The 17225-nt window shown below is 43.7% G+C and carries 17 protein-coding genes and 2 tRNA genes; 5 read left to right on the top strand and 14 right to left on the bottom strand.

All coding sequences use genetic code 11. The features are described 5' to 3' along the window. Window positions 1-61: 61 nt before the first annotated feature. The 5 genes from hdrB to BKM01_RS07065 all read right to left on the bottom strand — a co-directional run bounded on the left by hdrB (window position 62) and on the right by BKM01_RS07065 (window position 4685). Complete coding sequence (gene hdrB, locus BKM01_RS07085) at window positions 62-997, bottom strand: ferredoxin:CoB-CoM heterodisulfide reductase subunit HdrB (RefSeq protein ID WP_072359062.1); 936 nt, start codon at window positions 995-997, stop codon at window positions 62-64. Then, window positions 994-1599, bottom strand: a complete 606-nt coding sequence (gene hdrC / locus BKM01_RS07080; RefSeq protein ID WP_072359060.1) for a ferredoxin:CoB-CoM heterodisulfide reductase subunit HdrC — start codon at window positions 1597-1599, stop codon at window positions 994-996. Before hdrC ends, hdrB begins: the two co-directional genes overlap by 4 nt. Next, window positions 1596-3893 carry a ferredoxin:CoB-CoM heterodisulfide reductase subunit HdrA gene (hdrA, locus tag BKM01_RS07075; protein ID WP_072359058.1) on the bottom strand — a complete coding sequence of 766 codons (2298 nt, stop codon included), beginning with the start codon at window positions 3891-3893 and terminating at the stop codon, window positions 1596-1598. Before hdrA ends, hdrC begins: the two co-directional genes overlap by 4 nt. Window positions 3894-4069: 176 nt before the next feature. Further along, a complete protein-coding gene (locus BKM01_RS07070; RefSeq protein WP_072359056.1) occupies window positions 4070-4447 on the bottom strand; it encodes a transcriptional regulator in 378 nt (125 codons plus the stop codon). Window positions 4448-4608: 161 nt separating this feature from the next. Then, a tRNA-Ile gene (locus BKM01_RS07065) sits at window positions 4609-4685 on the bottom strand. Window positions 4686-5070: 385 nt separating this feature from the next. Between BKM01_RS07065 and BKM01_RS07060 the strand changes: the two genes are divergently transcribed. Then, window positions 5071-6183 (top strand): PAS domain-containing sensor histidine kinase, encoded by a 1113-nt coding sequence (locus BKM01_RS07060; protein WP_072359613.1) that lies wholly within the window; start codon window positions 5071-5073, stop codon window positions 6181-6183. Window positions 6184-6287: 104 nt separating this feature from the next. Here the strand turns inward: BKM01_RS07060 and BKM01_RS07055 are convergent, their stop codons facing one another. Further along, window positions 6288-6620 (bottom strand): flavodoxin domain-containing protein, encoded by a 333-nt coding sequence (locus BKM01_RS07055; protein WP_233125586.1) that lies wholly within the window; start codon window positions 6618-6620, stop codon window positions 6288-6290. Window positions 6621-6622: 2 nt separating this feature from the next. Further along, window positions 6623-6751, bottom strand: a complete 129-nt coding sequence (locus BKM01_RS11165) for a flavodoxin domain-containing protein (protein WP_257790274.1) — start codon at window positions 6749-6751, stop codon at window positions 6623-6625. Between the two features lie 166 nt (window positions 6752-6917). Here BKM01_RS11165 and BKM01_RS07050 point away from each other — a divergent pair. Further along, window positions 6918-6994, top strand: a tRNA-Ala gene (locus BKM01_RS07050). 209 nt (window positions 6995-7203) lie between these two features. On the opposite strand, the gene phrB is transcribed toward BKM01_RS07050, so the two are convergent. After that, complete coding sequence (phrB, locus tag BKM01_RS07045; RefSeq protein ID WP_072359054.1) at window positions 7204-8562, bottom strand: deoxyribodipyrimidine photo-lyase; 1359 nt, start codon at window positions 8560-8562, stop codon at window positions 7204-7206. Window positions 8563-8633: 71 nt separating this feature from the next. Between phrB and BKM01_RS07040 the strand changes: the two genes are divergently transcribed. After that, a complete protein-coding gene (locus BKM01_RS07040) occupies window positions 8634-9053 on the top strand; it encodes a PolC-type DNA polymerase III family protein (RefSeq protein ID WP_233125584.1) in 420 nt (139 codons plus the stop codon). Window positions 9054-9094: 41 nt separating this feature from the next. Next, a complete protein-coding gene (locus BKM01_RS07035) occupies window positions 9095-10255 on the top strand; it encodes a sugar phosphate nucleotidyltransferase (RefSeq protein ID WP_072359050.1) in 1161 nt (386 codons plus the stop codon). A 57-nt stretch (window positions 10256-10312) separates the two neighbouring features. On the opposite strand, the gene BKM01_RS07030 is transcribed toward BKM01_RS07035, so the two are convergent. Together BKM01_RS07030 and BKM01_RS07025 are read right to left on the bottom strand one after the other, a co-directional pair. Beyond that, complete coding sequence (locus tag BKM01_RS07030) at window positions 10313-10843, bottom strand: FKBP-type peptidyl-prolyl cis-trans isomerase (RefSeq protein WP_072359048.1); 531 nt, start codon at window positions 10841-10843, stop codon at window positions 10313-10315. A gap of 34 nt (window positions 10844-10877) precedes the next feature. After that, complete coding sequence (locus BKM01_RS07025; RefSeq protein WP_072359046.1) at window positions 10878-12413, bottom strand: radical SAM protein; 1536 nt, start codon at window positions 12411-12413, stop codon at window positions 10878-10880. Window positions 12414-12504: 91 nt separating this feature from the next. Here BKM01_RS07025 and ilvD point away from each other — a divergent pair, with 91 nt between their 5' ends. Continuing rightward, window positions 12505-14166, top strand: coding sequence for a dihydroxy-acid dehydratase (ilvD, locus tag BKM01_RS07020; RefSeq protein ID WP_072359044.1), 1662 nt, complete (start codon window positions 12505-12507; stop codon window positions 14164-14166). Here the strand turns inward: ilvD and BKM01_RS07015 are convergent, their stop codons facing one another. Genes BKM01_RS07015 through mtxX form a run of 4 tightly spaced genes read right to left on the bottom strand, consistent with a single transcriptional unit; the run spans window position 14167 to window position 17159 of the window. Next, window positions 14167-14736 (bottom strand): hypothetical protein, encoded by a 570-nt coding sequence (locus BKM01_RS07015; RefSeq protein WP_072359041.1) that lies wholly within the window; start codon window positions 14734-14736, stop codon window positions 14167-14169. Between the two features lie 52 nt (window positions 14737-14788). Then, window positions 14789-15721: a tetrahydromethanopterin S-methyltransferase subunit H gene (gene mtrH / locus BKM01_RS07010; protein ID WP_072359039.1), complete on the bottom strand. Its 933-nt coding sequence runs from the start codon at window positions 15719-15721 to the stop codon at window positions 14789-14791. Window positions 15722-15730: 9 nt separating this feature from the next. Next, window positions 15731-16315, bottom strand: a complete 585-nt coding sequence (locus BKM01_RS07005) for a tetrahydromethanopterin S-methyltransferase subunit A (RefSeq protein ID WP_072359037.1) — start codon at window positions 16313-16315, stop codon at window positions 15731-15733. Between the two features lies 1 nt (window position 16316). Then, window positions 16317-17159: a methanogenesis marker protein Mmp4/MtxX gene (mtxX, locus tag BKM01_RS07000; RefSeq protein ID WP_072359035.1), complete on the bottom strand. Its 843-nt coding sequence runs from the start codon at window positions 17157-17159 to the stop codon at window positions 16317-16319. Between the last annotated feature and the right edge of the window lie 66 nt (window positions 17160-17225).

The raw sequence follows: 17225 nt of genomic DNA, 5'->3' as shown, positions 1-17225 counted from the left end.
TCTTGAGAAAAATACGTTTTTACCCTGTATAGATGTTATGCACAATAATCTTTTCCAATATTCAGAGGGTCTCCAGGAAATCAGTCAGGTCAACCGAATGGGTCTGGAAGCCACAAACCTTGAAAGGATCGCCACCCAGTGCCAGAGCGGTGAACTGGGCAATGTTCATGTGAACCATATCATACTTCTCGCCAAACTCCTTTTCTATAACGGGTTGATAACGGTCATACTGTACCTGACAGTTGGGGCACATATGGAGTACAAGTTGCACACCTGCCCTTTTCAGGCTTTCCAGCTTGGCATGGGTGGCTTTCAGGGACATTTCACGGTTTACATAGCGCTGGGAAAAACCTGCACCACATGTCAGTGTCCGGTCCTCATACCACTCCACCACATCACCACCGCAGGCTTTTGCAATATGGTCGATAAGCTCCGGATGTTCCGGATTGCCGGCAACGTCTTCATAATCTATCTTGTAGTAATGACAGGCATGATGGGTAGCTATTTTCACATTGGAAAAATCGATTATCGATTGTTCTGCGATCCTATCGGCCATTTTTGCCAATACTTCCACCACATGATTGAAGTTTCCAACCTCATCGAAACTGTCCGCTTCATATTTCAGGTCAGCAAGCTCTGCAGCCTCTGCATTATCATTAACAAGATTGATGACCTGCCTGTTATTATTAAGAAGGGAGCAGGCTTTCTTATTGATGGCATAACATGTAGCACACATGGTTGTGATATTGGTATACCCTTCCTTTTTGGCCACAGCGAAATTGCGGGCGGCAATCGCCGTGGTGGTCATCTGGTCAAACAGGTCAAAATAATGTCCCAGACCGGTACAGCAGGACTGCTCCCCGCTGACGAGGTAATCCACTCCAAGCCTGTCAAATACGTATTTGGTGGAACTCTCAATCCCTGGATACTCCGCACTCACCATACAGGATTTAAACAACAACAATCCCTTTACAGGTACATCCGCAAGTTCCTTCATTCATCCTCACCTCCTTCTGCAGCCATCTCCTTGAGCCTGGCAAAGCGATCCTCAAAACCGATTCCCTTAAGCAGTGCTTTGATCTCCCCCCTTTCGTTCTCTATGGCCAGGGGCCCCAGACCGAGTTCTTCCCGGATATCCTCCAGATTGTCCCTGAGATACTGCCATTGTTCACCCAGATCCTCTTCCATTTGTCCAATATAGGGTGCAGGCATCTGGCTGATACCCAGTTTGGCAAAAGATTCGGGATATTCGAAAAGCACACTTAACCTCTCAATACCAATGCCTTTGTTAATTGCCATCTGGCGCAATACCTGGGCAACCTGGGAAGGACTATTGTTGCGCGGGCAACGCAGGTTACATGTATAGCAATAGAAGCAATTCCATATCGTCTTATCTTCAATTACACTCCAATCATTCTCTTTGACCCTTTTCATTACATTGCGGGGATTGTAATCACTGTATCGTGCCGCAGGACACGAAGAGGTACAGGCACCACATTGCATACAGCGTTCAATACCGATAGAATCCGAGGTCCGAAGGCTTTTCTTAACAGTTTCTACAAGGGATTCACATTTTGGAGTATCATAATTTTCATTCATTCTTCCACCTCTTTCAGGGAAGAGAACATGTCACTGAGCCCCTTTGCATGAGGAATATAAGCCTTCTTGAGATGCAATCGATCCCCATATTCCACCTTGAATTCAGAAAACCGTGCCTCAGCCAGTGGATAGATTATTTCACCAATCTGGTTATCCGGTGGTTCTTCCACAAAAACGACATGGCAGATGCCTCTATTGAATGCTATATCAAGCATCTCCGCTGTCACAATGGTAGTTGTGGGCACCTTTATTATCTTTGTAGAAGAGGGATAATCCTGCGCACTAGTTCCTATATTATCAATGGTTGAATATGCGATGTTGCGGCTGGCAAAGACAATCGTATCCCCTGCTTCGGCCAGACCTTCTATCTCGGCCAGCAGTTCTTCCCTGCTATAGCCCCTGACATGAATAGCACCTTCATCGCAAAGGGAGGTACAATAGCCACATCCATTACACACAAGCGGATCAATTTTCACCTCATCCTCAATGGAAATAGCCCCGAAAGGACAAATTCCACACTTGCTGCATAAAGTACACACACCGGAATCTACAACTGCAATATGCGAATCCAGAGAGATCTCGCCTGCCGCCAGGAAAGCATGAGTACGAGAGGCAGCAAGTCCTGACTGGGCTATTGAATCTGTTATGTCCTTGGGAGACTGGGCACTGCCACAGACAAATATACCTTCCTTTGACGTATCTACCGGCCTGAGCTTGGAGTGTCGCTCCTTGATGAAACCGTCTTCACTTAGATTGGTATCCATCATCTTTGCAATCTGCTGTGTACCCTCTGAAGGTTCCATGGCAGCAGAGAGTACCACCATATCCGCCGGCAATTCCATAAGTTGCTGGTTAAGGGTATCCTCCACCTTCACCACAAGGTTGCCAGCGTCTCGTTCTGCGATCTCAGCAGGCCTGCCACGCACGAATTGTACACCCATTTCCTGTACGGCACGGTAGTAATGTTCATACAGGCCAAAGGCACGCATATCAATGTAACAGATGGTGACATTCACATCCGGATATTTTTTCTTTATAAGGCTGGCATGTTTAAGAGCTGCCATACAGCAGTAACGGGAACAGTAGCGATTTCCCGATGATTTTTCATCCCTGGAACCCACACACTGGATCATAACAACGTTTTCCGGTTTTTTTGAATCAGAGGGGCGCATTAATTTACCGTGAGTGGGGCCATTAACACCAAGTATGCGGGCAAGTTCCATCTGGGTTGTGACATTGGGAAAGCGACCGTAACCGAATTGGGGTTTGGAGGAAGGATTATATTCATCAAAACCGGTCGCAGCAATAATGGCTCCCACCTGTAATTCGATATGTTTGTCCTTTTGGGAGAAATCAATAGCGCCTACATTGCAAACTTCTCTGCACCTGCCACAATTGCCACCCTTAAGTTCTATGCAATGTTCAGGATTGATGGAATATATCTGGGGCACTGCCTGGGCGAATTTTATTGATATGGCTTTTTTGTCCTTTGACCCACAGTTGAATTTATTTTCTGTAACTACAGGGCATACTTCAGCGCATTTTCCACAACATACACATTTATCGGTTATATACCGGGGATTCTGAATGATGCTTACCTGAAAGTTACCGGTAGTCGAATCTATATTCCTGATCTCACAATGAGTTAACAATTCTATGTTGGGATGAGATGCGATCTCATTCATAAGAGGACTGAGAGAACACATGGCACATTCCTCGACCAGTTTCTCCGGCGAAAAGATTTTACCAATCTTTGCGACATTACCACCTATTGTCGTTTCTTTTTCTACAAGATAAGTATGCACTCCACTATTAGCAAGATTCAGGGCGGCATTAATACCGGAGATTCCACCACCGATTACAAGGGCATCCGGGTTTACAGGTAAACTTTCCTGCTCAATAGGTTGTGCCCGGAAAAGGCGAAGCATACCCGAATTAAGCATCGAAAAAGCTTTATGGGTTGCCCTGTCGGAATCGGTATGCACCCAGGAACATTGTTCCCTTAAATTGACAACTTTGAGAAAATCCTGATTTATTCCACATTCGGATGCACATTTTTTGAAAAGGTTTTCATGCTTGGCTGGAGTACAGGCTCCCACAACTACCCTTTCAAGACTGCTATGTTCAATCTCGTTCTTAAGGTACTGTTGACCCCGATTGGAGCACAGATACTCGTAATCGAATACTTTACTATCCGGAAAAGATTTCTTAAGCTGCTTAATATCAATATTGTCTGAAATATTGCCTCCACAGTGGCAAATAAAAATGCCTGAAGGTTTTTCCGTATCATTCATTAAAATGTGTGTTAAGAAAGCCATATATAAAATTAGCCCGAAAGGGCATAATTATTGCCGGAAACAGACAATAATATTGTGAAACTTCCCAATCGGGTAAACGGCTGAGATAAATATTTAATCTGATTTAAAAGAGGAGAACTAATAAAGGAATCAGATGAACAAAGAAATGCCAATCATGAGAATTGTTTGAGGCGATTTATATTTTCCAGTAGAATCTGGTTCTCTGAAAGAATTTCATGTTCTATACTTTCAATAATGGAATCCATGGGTACTGCAAGTTTATAGACTTTGATAGGCCTTCCCTTTCCTTCATTGCGTTTTATTTCCTCAAACTTAACCCAGCCTTTTTTCTTCAAGAGGAAATTCATAGCGATGCTCACTTCCGGTTGCCTTAGCTGCGACATTGATTCTATTTTCCGAGAAGACACTTCTTCGCCACATGAAAGACAAGCAAGTGTCCTTGCAATCGGTTTTGAAAGGTGTAGCCTCCTTAGCAGCTTTGCAATTTCTCTTTGATTTTCATTCATTGAAAATAGTTCATCTTCTTCCATAGAAACACCGATAATATAATTTGAAGGGGATGTTCATCAGAGTATATAATATTCATATATGTACTTAATATTTATATTATCAATTCAATATATAAAGTTATGGAAGTACGGACACTACATTAGATTAAGTAGAAGAAAAAAATGTACAAAAACAGATATGATGGTGGGCCCGCTGCGATTCGAACGCAGGACCTCACGGTTATCAGCCGTGCGCTCCACCAAGCTAAGCTACGGGCCCATTGGAACACGATTTGTCATCGCGCAACCACTCAAATACACACCCTTATACTTTAATGTTTCGGCCAATTAGCTTTATCGTAAACCAGATTTAATGAACAAACCAAAAATCCCGATATGAACAAGGAAACGGCCCAACTGTGCACCGGAGATACTTTTTTAAGTAACTAACCTAAATCTAAATTGTGTACAATAAAAATATATTAAGATCAATTGTATTTCTCACATATGGGATATTCACCGTATTAATCATAATTATATTTTCAATCTTATATTACAATGTGAACTTATCCCTGTACGAGTTCATAGCTACCATTACATCTGTCTTGGTTTACCTATTTGTATTTACAATTTTAGCATTCAAAGTACTGATCAATTCCAGCAAAATGGAAAAAGACATTTTAATAAAAGAAAACGCTGTCGAAAAATCAATCAATCCGATAGGTTTTATAGATATGGATTACAAATTTATTGATGTAAATAATGCTTTTCTTAATTTATGGGGATACGATGATAAAAGGGACGTTTCTGGAAGAACTATCTTTGATTTTTTCAAGAGGGAAAAAAGGACAAGAGAAATCGTACAAACTTTGATTTCAGAAGGAAGATGGGAGGGAGAAGCAAAATGTGTCAAAAAAGATGGGACAGAATTCCCTTCACTACTGTCAGCAAATTTAGTACTGGATAAGGACGATAAAACTCTTGGAATTATGGGATCTGCTATGGACATAACCAAATACAAAGAAGCAGAAAATGCAATAATAGACGGCAAAATTGCTGCAGAAAACGCCAATAAAGCAAAGACTGAGTTTTTAAGAAATGCAAGTCATGAACTCAGAACACCTTTAAATTCGATCATAGGCTTTTCCAGTATACTAATTGACAATCGTGATTCTGAACCATTAACTGAAAATCAATTGAAATATATCAAAATTGTACTTAAAAATGGTGACCATTTATTAAAGGTTTTTAATGACATTCTAAGTATAGCAGACATTGACCTGCGAAAAACAGAGATTCACACCCGACCATTCAATATATTGGAAGCGATAAAAGACATTGAAGAGGCCTTAAGGCCTTTTGCTGACTCAAAGAAAATTAAATTGGCATTTGATGTAGATCCGGATTTAGAAATCATAAATGGAGATAGGGAAAAGCTGAAACAAACATTATATAATCTTACTGAAAACGCCATTACTTTCACACCCCAAAATGGTTCTGTTTCGCTAACAGCAAGAAAAATAAAGGATTATATTGAAATTAGCATAAAGGATACAGGTATCGGCATATCCCAGGAAGATAAGAGCAGACTGTTTCTACCCTTTGTACAACTTGATGGTTCAACAACTCGCAAATATGATGGTTTGGGACTTGGGCTTACTATTGCACAAAACTTCATAGAAGCACATAATGGCGACATCTGGGTTGAAAGTGAAATTAATAAAGGCAGCACCTTTACTTTCAAGATCCCCACAAATCTCCAACTTTCAGAAAATTGATCTTGAATTATATTTATAAAAATTATAATAATAATATTCATTCGAAAAAAGGAATTTATAGAATATGATAATTGTCCGGATTTTGCTTTTTTACGACTATCACATCACTTTCTTTTCAATTTTCCGGCCAGATCCTTGCCAAGCCTGTTGCATTCCAGAAGGTCCTTTTCATTTGGAGCATACTGGATTCTCAGTACAGGGTCTATAACTTCCATACCTGCTTTACGTAGTTTGTTTGCTATCTGGACAGGGGCTTCCCCACTCCAGCCATAGGAACCAAAAGCAGCACCGGTTTTTCCTTCTACCCCAAATTGCACCATTTTATCAATAAATTTAGAAATTGGCGGATGCATGGCATAGTCAAATGTGGATGAACCCACAGCAATCGCATCGGCAGAAGCTGCTTCTGCAGGATCCCATTCGAAAAAACTGTCCACCTTTACTTCAACGTGCCTTGTCCTGGCACCTTTACTTCAACGTGCCTTGTCCTGGCACCTTCAGCTATGGCCTCAGCCATCTTTTTGGTATTCCCCTGAGTACTCAGGTATACTACTGCTAATTCTGGCATCTTTTCCACTCCTCAATCCTAATTATAAAAAGATGTGATGTTTGCTGCTTTAAGTGTTTCCCATAAAAATCCAAAACCGGCATTCAAGGTAAGAAAATAATAGTGATGCAAAGCAAAATTGGCGATAGGTTTATTAGTAATGATTGCCACTCTGAATTGTAAATATGGGCCGGTAGATCAGCTCGGAAGATCGCTACCTTGGCATGGTAGAGGCCTCGGGTTCGAATCCCGACCGGTCCACCATAATTTTGCTATCTTTTTCTGGCTTAGTGATATAGGTTGAACCTTGCCAAACATATTTTTGCAAAATGTAATTTGATTTACGGTTTCATTGGTACCGCTATTCCATGCTCGGATAGGAAATCATATTTTTCCTGCAAATTGTAGCCGGCCTGTTTCATTTCAGAAATTATTGCCTTTCGTGGGACCTTAGGGCCGCAATCTGCTAATACTTAACCCAATTTTTCTTCCAGGTTGGCAATCTTTTCCACATAACCATCAGCATCAAATTTCCGTTTTAGCCCGTTGGCATTCATATAACGTACTTTCCCGAATACCTCACGTTCCTTCCAGGCCCGGTCATGCTTACCAAAACACCAGGCAATACCGGCATAACCATTGGGGTCCCTGCCATCCAGCTCATATTTATTGTTAAGATACAGCGCAATTTGGTATGCATCCTCCGGGCCTTCAGTCCATTCAAGTATCTTCTTGCCCCAGTACATGCGCATGTAACCGTGCATTTTTCCTGTCAGGACCATTTCCTTCTGGGCTGCGTTCCAGTATGGATCATGAGTCCGGGCCTGCTCAAACTCTTCCAGAGTATATACATACTGCCTGAAATCATCCCGGTGTTCTGCAAGAGTCTTTTTTGCCCAATTGGGAAGGCAGCGAAGGGAGTCGTAATCCTGATCATAATACACAAAGTTCATTGCCAGTTCCCTGCGAACAACAAGTTCTTCCATATATGCGGTCGATCCATAACCTTTAGCATCCTGGACTTTCAGTGCAATCTCAAGTGGTGAAATTTGACCGAAATGCAGATAGGGACTCATTCCCGAAAGGAAATCAAGGTTTGGGTCATTACGTTTTTCAGCATAATCCCCCAGTCTGCCTGATATAAAATCGGACAGTTTTTTTCTGGCCTGATGAATTCCCCCTTTATATACCGCAGAGGGCTCTACATTCATGCCAATATCCATACTCTCCAGAATTTGTTCAAAATCATTCGGATCCAGAGAATCCACATCAATTGAGAAGGATGAATTGGCCAAAGTGGATAATTCAAAGGGGTGCATGAATTCATCAAGATGTTTATGGATTTTCTTACGCAGGGTGGCTGCCGACCATTCCTCCTTATCGGAAACAGTTTCCACCGGCACTATAACATTACTTTCCACCTGCGCAAAAGGACAGGAAATCGATTCGGCAAGATTCACACGCCAGCGGCGTTGTAATTTCTGGTAATCCTGATCGGTAATCAACAGGCTTGCATCCCGGGCAAATTCATGGACAACATCAACAGGGTTTCCCTTTAACATTACAAATTGTACTCCCAATTCTTCCAGGGATTCTTTTGTTTGGACCAAACCTTCAAACATGAATGTATAATGACGCAGATTGGCTTCAGGATATTCTGTCAGGCAGAATAGAACCAACAAAGGCAAATCCATTTCATTTGCCTGTTGTATGGCAAATTCCAGTGCATGATTATAATCCACACGCTGGGAAGATTGCATCCAGTAGAGTACGTATGTCCCTCTTACAACAGGTTTCTCATTTAGCCAGTGAATTCTTCCAGTATTTGGCATCAGAGAGAATTTTATCTTCTATCACATAAAAGACTAATTATCGATACAAAAATATTTCTAGGTAACACACATTGGTCGAACATAATAAAATAAACGGGAAATTAAGCATGGAAAAGGAAGAAAAGGTAATTGCGATTTTGCTGACAATGGCGATATTATCCCTGGCTGTAGCATATGTCACCTATTTTCCCAACTCTTTTAACAAAACAGGCGAACAGCCCTTAACAGATTCTACAGAAGTAGGAAAAACTGTGACAATCGAAGGAACCCTCTACAGTAAAGAAACCACATTCAATGGAAATCACCTGATTCTTCAGATAGATTATAATTCCGATTTGCTAACTGTATTTATACCGGAAGATAACGGTGCAATGAATATAGATTCAAGGATAAATGTCGGGGATAAATTAAGGATAAAGGGAGAAGTGGATGAATATAAGGGGGAACAGGAAATCATAGTGGAAAACGAAAACGATATCAAGAAAATGTAAATCGGTACAATTTTAAGTCATAAAAAATATCATTCCTATACATGAAAGCCTGTATTATGTGTGGAGGAAAGGGGACCCGAATTAGGCCTTTAACTTTTGACAGACCAAAACCAAATATTCCAATCATCAACAAAGCATCAGTGGTACACCTTGTGGAGCAACTTGCAAAAGAGGGATTCACTGAAATAATTATCACCCTGGGCTACATGGGTGATCAGATACTGGAAGAACTGGGCGACGGCAGCATGTTTGGTGTCCATGTTGAATATGTGTATGAAGAAACAAAACTGGGCACAGCAGGAGGTGTGAAAAATGCCGAGAAATACCTCTGTGATGAACCGTTCCTGGTTGTTGGTGGGGACCATGTCATGGATCTTGAACTCCGTACAATGTACAGGTTCCATGAGCGCAATGATGCAATCATTACAATCGGTCTGCTATCCATAGATGACCCAAAGGAATTCGGTATCGCGGATATGGATGTGAATAACCGGATAAATCGGTTCCTTGAAAAGCCCGGACCTGGAGAAATATTCAGCAATCTTGCAAGCACGGGTATATACATGTGTGACCCGGAAATCTTCAAGTGGATTCCGGAAAACCAGCCCTACGATTTTGCCAAGGACCTATTCCCATCACTGATGGCAAAAGACAGAAGAATCAATGGTTTGCTTGTGCGAGGGCACTGGACCGATGTGGGCAATCCGGCAGCTTATCGCCAGGCACAGCGCTGGATGCTTGAATCGATGCCGGGAACTACCATCGAAGGTCACTTCAACACCAAAGATTCCCGTATCAACGGACCACTCAAAATCGGCAACAATGTAGTTATCGGTTCCAACACAGCAGTTGTGGGGCCAGTTGTACTCGGTGAAAACACAACAATAGGTGACAATGTCCTGATCGGTCCATATACGACGATTGGTTCGAACTGTGTCATCAAGGACGGCTGCAGAATCCTTTCATCCTACATATTCAATGATGTGACCATAGGAAGTAATTGTAACACTTCGGGTACTGTACTTGATAACAATACCGTGGTTGGCCAAAACTGCAGCCTGGAAAACGGGACTGTAATAGGCCCAAGAGTACATATAGGGAACAATTCGACTATTCATTCCAATGTAAAGATATGGCCGGACCTGACAATCAAAAGTGGGTCCATAATACAGGAAAACCTGCTTAATCCTGATTATGGTTAATTTAAAAAAGAGTGATTGAATATCCGCTCAGGATATTCAACCATTTAATGTTGCTATTTATTCTTCTATGGAAACCAGCGTAATGTTGAATTTCAGTGTTTCACCGGCCATAGGATGATTGAAATCAATCATTGCAGCGGTGTCATTGACATCAACAATAACTACCTGCTGGCCATAAGCGGTTGAAAGCCTGTCGCCTATTTGGTATGGTGTCGTTTTATTGGGCAAATCATCAAGGGGTACTGCCCTGATAAGTTCTTCTTTGTAGGGGCCATATGCCAGTTCAGGTGAAAGTTGCACTGTCTTTTCTTCCCCGACAGCCATTCCCTGGACTGCACTGTCAAAACCTTTGATCATCCCTTCCCCTCCCAGGGTAAATCCCAGAGGTTCATATGGTCTGGCAGGGTTGTGAATACCCTCTTCCAGGGCAACTTCTTCTATGGAAGTATCAAATACCGTACCGTTTTCGAACTCACCAACATAATCAACGGTGACATTGTCTCCTTCCTCTGCAACTTCAGCAGGAGTAGAGCAGCCACTTATGAGAATAATTGCGGTGAGTGCTAAAATAAATAGTAGTTTTCTCATGCTCCGACTAATTTACTATTCATGATAAAACTTGTCATTCACGAAATACTGTGGCTGAAATAGACCTGAAACCGTGACCTGTTACCCTCACATCAACAAATTCACCTAAAGGAAGCTTTTCTGAGATACCTACAAGTATCGGATAGGATCCCATTTGCCTGCCAAAGGTACCCACCGAACCCTCGCCCCATACCTCGCAAAGCACATCCTTAAGTATAGTACCTTCGGGCACTACCCTTTTCAACATGGGTAAATCAATATCCTTGCGGACCTTTTCCTTGTATTTCAAAAACATTTTCCGGTTTTTAGCCAGAGGCAGCTGCTGTTCTGCTGCGGGAGTACCACTAAAAGGCATAACCTGGCGAATGTTTATCCTGCGCAACAACAAATCATTATCCAGGATATTTTTCAGGAAATCATAATTCAATCCAAAGGTTTTCTTTGTTTCTCCTGCAAGACCGTGGACAAAATTAAGCCCGGGAAGCAGATGAGAAAGACCATTGGAGCCTCTTATGCTCCCAATATCATTCATCAATTTTACAGCTTCAAATACATCATCTGGCATTGCTTTGAGATTGTTGGCCCTGATTACAGCGGGATCAGCACTTTCCATACCCATGGCTGCTACGTCCCCTGATGTGTGATATTTCAAAATAGTCTTCATTATTTTACTACATTCATCCGGATAGGTGGCTATAGTTGCCGGATTGGCATTGTCCATATGCAGTACCTCCAGTTCCGGAGCCACTTTCCGGATTCCTGAGTACAGAGATTCAAGCGCCTGAGGATCTGGCCTTAGGAGAGAATCCCCTAAATCCACTGCATGATAGGTGAAAAGATCAGGCTGGCGGCCAAGGCGGAAAAACAGGGCACCTTCATTATAAAGACTGGCGGCTTCGGCAACGACATCCTCTACTGGACGGTAGGTTGATGGGCCATAAAAAAATTCAGTACAAAAAGAACAATGTGTATCCCTGCCACATCCGCGGTAGGTTTCCATCTCACACATTATATTCGGGAAATCCGGATGCCTCCTGATTATAAAGGCACCCTTGTAGGCCCATCTGCCAATCTCCCCAACCGTACGCATCCGGTGTTCAACATTATCAGGGTCCTCGATGCAAGGACCGGAGCCAATTATATCATACACAAATGCTTCGATGTCCTGCCTTGCAACAAATACATTTTCATCAGCCATTTCAAGGGCTGACGCTGCCATGCCCCCTTCACTGCTGTAGCCCAGGCGTATAGGGCCACCGATCACCTTCACACCTGAAGCGGCCCTGCATAGGTATTCGATTTCTTTCAGGGTGATGGGCGAGGAGCGCAGATATTTGCCGGGGACGGTCATTCCCGACAGGATAACCACAAGATCAGCCCGGCCAAGCAGGGCAAGGTCTTCCTTTTTACTGTTCCTGATACCGTCTATTGTGAAATAGGATATATTATCCCGTCCGATACCACGCTCAACCAGGGCTCCCGCTATATAGCGTATGTAGGGAGAAATATAAGGAGGAACTCCGAAACATGCGGGTTCGTCAACATAACCGTCTATGATTGCAACTTTCATGGATATCGTGGACCTTCCTATAAGGACAAACAGAAAGCTTACTTATATTTAATGTTTCATAAATATGGAATACTTACCCAGAGGTTTCCACATGAGAAGTGACAGTATCAAAAAAGGGACAGAGAGGGCACCTAACCGTTCCCTCCTCAGAGCTACAGGAGTTACAGATTCAGAAATGGAAAAACCGTTTATTGCGGTGGTAAATTCCTGGACCGAAGTTGTTCCCGGCCATATTCATCTTGATAAGGTATCCGAAGCCGTCAAGGCAGGTATCCGCAATGCCGGAGGAGTACCCTTTGAATTCAATACCATAGGCATATGTGACGGTATTGCGATGGGGCATGAAGGAATGAGATATTCCCTCCCCAGCAGGGAAGTCATCGAGGATTCGATCGAACTCATGCTCGAAGGCCACCGTCTGGACGGCATGGTAATGATCACATCATGTGATAAAATCACCCCCGGCCATCTCATGGCTGCCGGTCGGCTTGATATTCCGACTATCGTGGTTACCGGCGGACCTATGCTGCCCGGTTTTTCGGGAGACGAGCCAAGGGATCTGGTCTCCGTATTCGAGGGAATCGGGGAACACCGCACCGGCAAAGCCACCGACGAGCAACTGAAGGTACTTGAAAATGTATCCTGCGCGGGGGCCGGATCATGTGCCGGAATGTTTACCGCCAATACAATGGCATGTATGACCGAAGCGCTGGGACTGAGTTTGCCCGGCTGTGCCACGGCCCATGCGGTAGATGCCAAAAAGATCCACATCGCCAAGGAATCCGGAGAACGTATCGTTGCAATGGTGGATGAAGGTTTGTCAGCACGCAAGGTGGTCAGCCAGAAATCTTTCGAGAATGCGATCATGGTAGACATGGCAGTGGGCGGAAGTACCAACACAGCCCTGCACCTGCCGGCTATTGCCCATGCATTCGATATGGAACTGCCCCTGGATACATTTGACCGCCTGGGTCGCTCAATCCCGCATCTCATCGGATTGAGACCTGGTGGCAAATATCACATGATCGATTTTGAAAGAGCCGGTGGCGTGTATGCAATAATGCAGAGATTGAAATCAAAACTCAACCCCGGAGAAAAAACTATCACCGGAAAGACAGTTGGAGAAAATATCGATGAATACGTGATCATAAATCCTGCCATAAATAAGAAGATTATCCAGACCCTTGATCAGCCCCTCCATAAGGAAGGAGGCCTGGCTATACTGAAAGGAAACCTCGCCCCGGAAGGAGGAGTGGTCAAACAGGCAGCTGTTGAACCTGAAATGATGCAGCACAAGGGCCCTGCAAGGGTCTTTGAAAGCGAGGAAGGAGCCATGCATGCAATCCTTGATAATAACATCAAACCCGGGGATATTGTGGTAATACGTTATGAAGGTCCCAAGGGCGGCCCGGGAATGAGGGAGATGCTTTCCCCTACCTCGGCAATTGCAGGCATGGGACTGGCAGATTCAGTTGCCCTCATCACAGATGGCAGATTCTCCGGTGGAACCAGGGGGCCCTGTATAGGCCATATTTCCCCGGAAGCCATGGAAGGCGGACCAATTGGCCTTATCGAAGAAGGGGACATTATAGAGATTGATATCCCTGCAAGAAAACTGGAGCTTCTTATCGATGAAGAAGAGATGCAGAAGAGGAAAGAAAATTTCAAACCCCTTGTCAAAGAAGTAAAAGGATATCTTGCCCGTTACAGGAAATCCGTAAGTTCTGCTAACAAGGGCGCTATCAGGGAATAATCAGCTACGTTGAACGCAGGTGCCGTCTTCTTTATCCAGAAGGGAGATGGTACCTTCCCCGATCATATCTTCTATATTTTTCTCAACTTCATCCTTCGGATAGCGTACCGAAAGCAGGCTTATAAGGACTTGCTTTTTAATTATCATGCCATCAGGAAGGTACTGGAGTATACTTTGTTTAAGAGGAGAAGGCGCTTCGTCTGCTGAACTTGCTTTTTCATTGTCCTTTATCCTCTTCATTTTAGTATAGAACGGATCATCCTCCTGTTCGGCAACTTCTTCGGGCATAGGATCTGCAGCCACTACAGGTTTTTCATCCGGAGATAAATTGTCAGGCTCAGGAGAAGGAGGAACCGGATCTGGCGAGGAAGTGCCTGCTATGTGATCCTCAATAGATTTCAATCTGTTTTCGATTGAGATGAGTTTTTGAGCCATCAAGCCTGGGTCATCGATTGTATTTTCAGGATCGAGGGCTTCTTCGAGCAAACTGCGTATAAAATTGTCACTATCCGGCATCAATTCAAGTTTAGCAAAGAGGTTATCAGGAATGTCAATTTTCAATTGTCTCATCTGAATCACTTCATTAGTATTAGACCATTGATTTATGTACAAAACAATATAGTCAGACCAACCTGTTAAATGGATGGGAAGAAGCAGGTTCTATTTCAAATTCTTCGGCAGATTCATAGATCATGATATCTGACATCGCAGCCACCGGGAAGATGTAGGGTGCATTCTCAATGGGGCCGTAAAGTACAAAATTTCCGGCCGCTGCCTGCTGCATTACGGCAGATGCGATATCACACATTTTAAACACAAGGGGATCATGTTTCTTTTTATCCCTGAGCCATTCCCAGGAAGAAGGAGCATTGTGAATTCCCGAACCTACCGGCAATCCCCATTTGGCCTTGGCTGCCAGCGTAATCCTCAGACTGACCCCGGAACCATTACCCATAGGAGTTATCCCTGGATCAATCAGTATATTGCACATCCCGCATTCCAGAGAGATATCTATCAGGCCTTTGTCCATTGAAGAAGTACCGGACTCCAGAAGTTGCATCCTGCCTTTGAAACCTGAATCCATGGCATTAAACCCCAGAACTATGGAGCTGTCTATATCTGAATCTTTTAACACCTTGCACTCCTTTTCACCGATGGTCATATTTATGGAATTATAAACTGCCCTGTCCCCCAGACCAATCTCGCTCACATATTCTGCCGCAGCCATCCGGGCCAGCGGATCGGGGGAATCGATAAGGAAAGGAGAATCCGTAATTTCACTGACAAAATCAATATAGTTGCTGAGGGCCTGTTCTGTATTGCCGAATATATGCACAAGGCATGGATTACCGGTTTCATCAGATGATGCACGCTGGGAATTGAGCAGATCCTCTGCAATTTTACGGTCAAACAACCCTTCATTCGCATCCTCCACGATATCATGTCCTTCGTAGAATATTGTACCTGCAAGGGCTGTGGGCAGTTCACCGGGATTACCGCCTATCTTCACACCGGCAATATTGGCAATTTTTTGATCTTTTTGGAACCTGAACATTTGAAAACCTCAAGCAATCTCGTAAATTAAGCCGGAAAAAGCATCCATAACCACTTTTTCACTGATAAGTATATCAGCACTGATGGATTCAGGTGGCTTATATTTCCTGACAGCTTTTCTAAAGGATATTGGAGAAGCTTCAAAGGGTTTCTCCGAATCATGATAATTGTCAACAATCGAGTATATTTCATCAATGTCAGTAAGCCCGGTACGGTCTATAAGTTCCACCTGTTGGCGAAAACGCTGAATTGTTTCAATCTCCAGGTTCTCAATAAAGGGAATCGCCCCCTCTGAACCCAGGATCCTGCCATCTTCATCAATACCGTTTTCGTAAAGGGCTTTCAGGGTCTGGCCTGCAAGATGGCCCCGGGATTCACCACCACAGAGAAGTACGTACCTGATATTGCAGTTGGAAACAACATTCATTACAACTTTCTCAGCCCCCAGGTTTTCCGTTTTGCAACTACCCCAGATTGCTGCTTTTTCAAACAGAGGCACCGAACTTGCAAGGGTTACCACGGCGATACAGGATTTGGGATTGCCTGCACTGAAATCTCCTTTTGTAACAGGCCATTTTTCTGAAACTGTATCCAACTTATACAACCTCCCTTTTATTAGAAACAAGAGCTGCAGCAAGCATTATGGCCAGGGTATAATGGCCGCCCACCCGGGATGTGTCAATAAACACATGCCTGTCCATAAGGACGGGTGCCCCAATTCCATTGCCCCCACCCAGAAATACAAGTGAACGGAAGATAAGATTGCCTGATATGCCATCCGGGGCAAGGATGAAGTTAGATTTCCTGATGGCATCCTCTATAAGTATCGTGTAATGTTTCGCATCTATTCCCGCATCGTTTAACCGGTTTGCCAGAAAATCCGCATCTGCCAGGGTACGGTCCACACGTTCGTCACGTCCAAGGTCCCCCATACGTCCTCCGGAAAGGATGCCAACCTCTGGTTCAATACCAAACCTGCGGATATAGGCAGCACTTCTTTGTACAAGTTCAATTTTATCGGAAAGAGAGTGCCCTTCATCAATACCCACAGGTGCAAGGAAAAAAGGATTATTGTCATGAGTTAGCAGGAAAGCAACCCTGTATAATTTCTCAATGCCGAGTACCTCTTTGAGGTGAGACAGGGTGCCTGAGGCTTTTGCCGTGCCTCTTACAGCCGCATCAACATCCCCGGATGCAAGCAGACTTCCAAGAACTTCTTCCGGTTGTGGAGTATCGATCACTTCAAGGTTTGTTCCGATTGCCGATATATCACGCTGGTCGCCTACAAGAACCACCCGGGCATAGCCTTCAACCTGGGCTTTTTCTGCACTCTGGATCAGTTTGGAAGTAGGATTGCGCACACCCAGTGCAACCCGGGGACAATTATCAAGAGCCCTTGTACGTATGATCTCCAGCAATCCATCTGTCTTTTTCTGCATGGGCACCCTCATTAATATGCAAAGTTTAACAATCAACAAACAACACAATTATTAATTAGTTTTCGC

This window comes from Methanohalophilus portucalensis (assembly GCF_002761295.1).
Taxonomy (GTDB): Archaea; Halobacteriota; Methanosarcinia; order Methanosarcinales; family Methanosarcinaceae; genus Methanohalophilus; species Methanohalophilus portucalensis.
Note: the sequence above shows the minus strand (reverse complement) of the source record. Positions and strands in the feature narration are given on the sequence as shown.

Excerpts from the sequence above, each read along its gene's own strand:
- hdrB (WP_072359062.1), bottom strand. The coding sequence starts at position 997 with ATGAAGGAACTTGCGGATGTACCTGTAAAGGGATTGTTGTTGTTTAAA.
- hdrC (WP_072359060.1), bottom strand. The coding sequence starts at position 1,599 with ATGAATGAAAATTATGATACTCCAAAATGTGAATCCCTTGTAGAAACT.
- hdrA (WP_072359058.1), bottom strand. The coding sequence starts at position 3,893 with ATGAATGATACGGAAAAACCTTCAGGCATTTTTATTTGCCACTGTGGA.
- BKM01_RS07070 (WP_072359056.1), bottom strand. The coding sequence starts at position 4,447 with ATGGAAGAAGATGAACTATTTTCAATGAATGAAAATCAAAGAGAAATT.
- BKM01_RS07060 (WP_072359613.1), top strand. The coding sequence starts at position 5,071 with ATGGAAAAAGACATTTTAATAAAAGAAAACGCTGTCGAAAAATCAATC.
- BKM01_RS11165 (WP_257790274.1), bottom strand. The coding sequence starts at position 6,751 with ATGCCAGAATTAGCAGTAGTATACCTGAGTACTCAGGGGAATACCAAA.
- phrB (WP_072359054.1), bottom strand. The coding sequence starts at position 8,562 with ATGCCAAATACTGGAAGAATTCACTGGCTAAATGAGAAACCTGTTGTA.
- BKM01_RS07035 (WP_072359050.1), top strand. The coding sequence starts at position 9,095 with ATGAAAGCCTGTATTATGTGTGGAGGAAAGGGGACCCGAATTAGGCCT.
- BKM01_RS07030 (WP_072359048.1), bottom strand. The coding sequence starts at position 10,843 with ATGAGAAAACTACTATTTATTTTAGCACTCACCGCAATTATTCTCATA.
- BKM01_RS07025 (WP_072359046.1), bottom strand. The coding sequence starts at position 12,413 with ATGAAAGTTGCAATCATAGACGGTTATGTTGACGAACCCGCATGTTTC.
- ilvD (WP_072359044.1), top strand. The coding sequence starts at position 12,505 with ATGAGAAGTGACAGTATCAAAAAAGGGACAGAGAGGGCACCTAACCGT.
- BKM01_RS07015 (WP_072359041.1), bottom strand. The coding sequence starts at position 14,736 with ATGAGACAATTGAAAATTGACATTCCTGATAACCTCTTTGCTAAACTT.
- mtrH (WP_072359039.1), bottom strand. The coding sequence starts at position 15,721 with ATGTTCAGGTTCCAAAAAGATCAAAAAATTGCCAATATTGCCGGTGTG.
- mtxX (WP_072359035.1), bottom strand. The coding sequence starts at position 17,159 with ATGCAGAAAAAGACAGATGGATTGCTGGAGATCATACGTACAAGGGCT.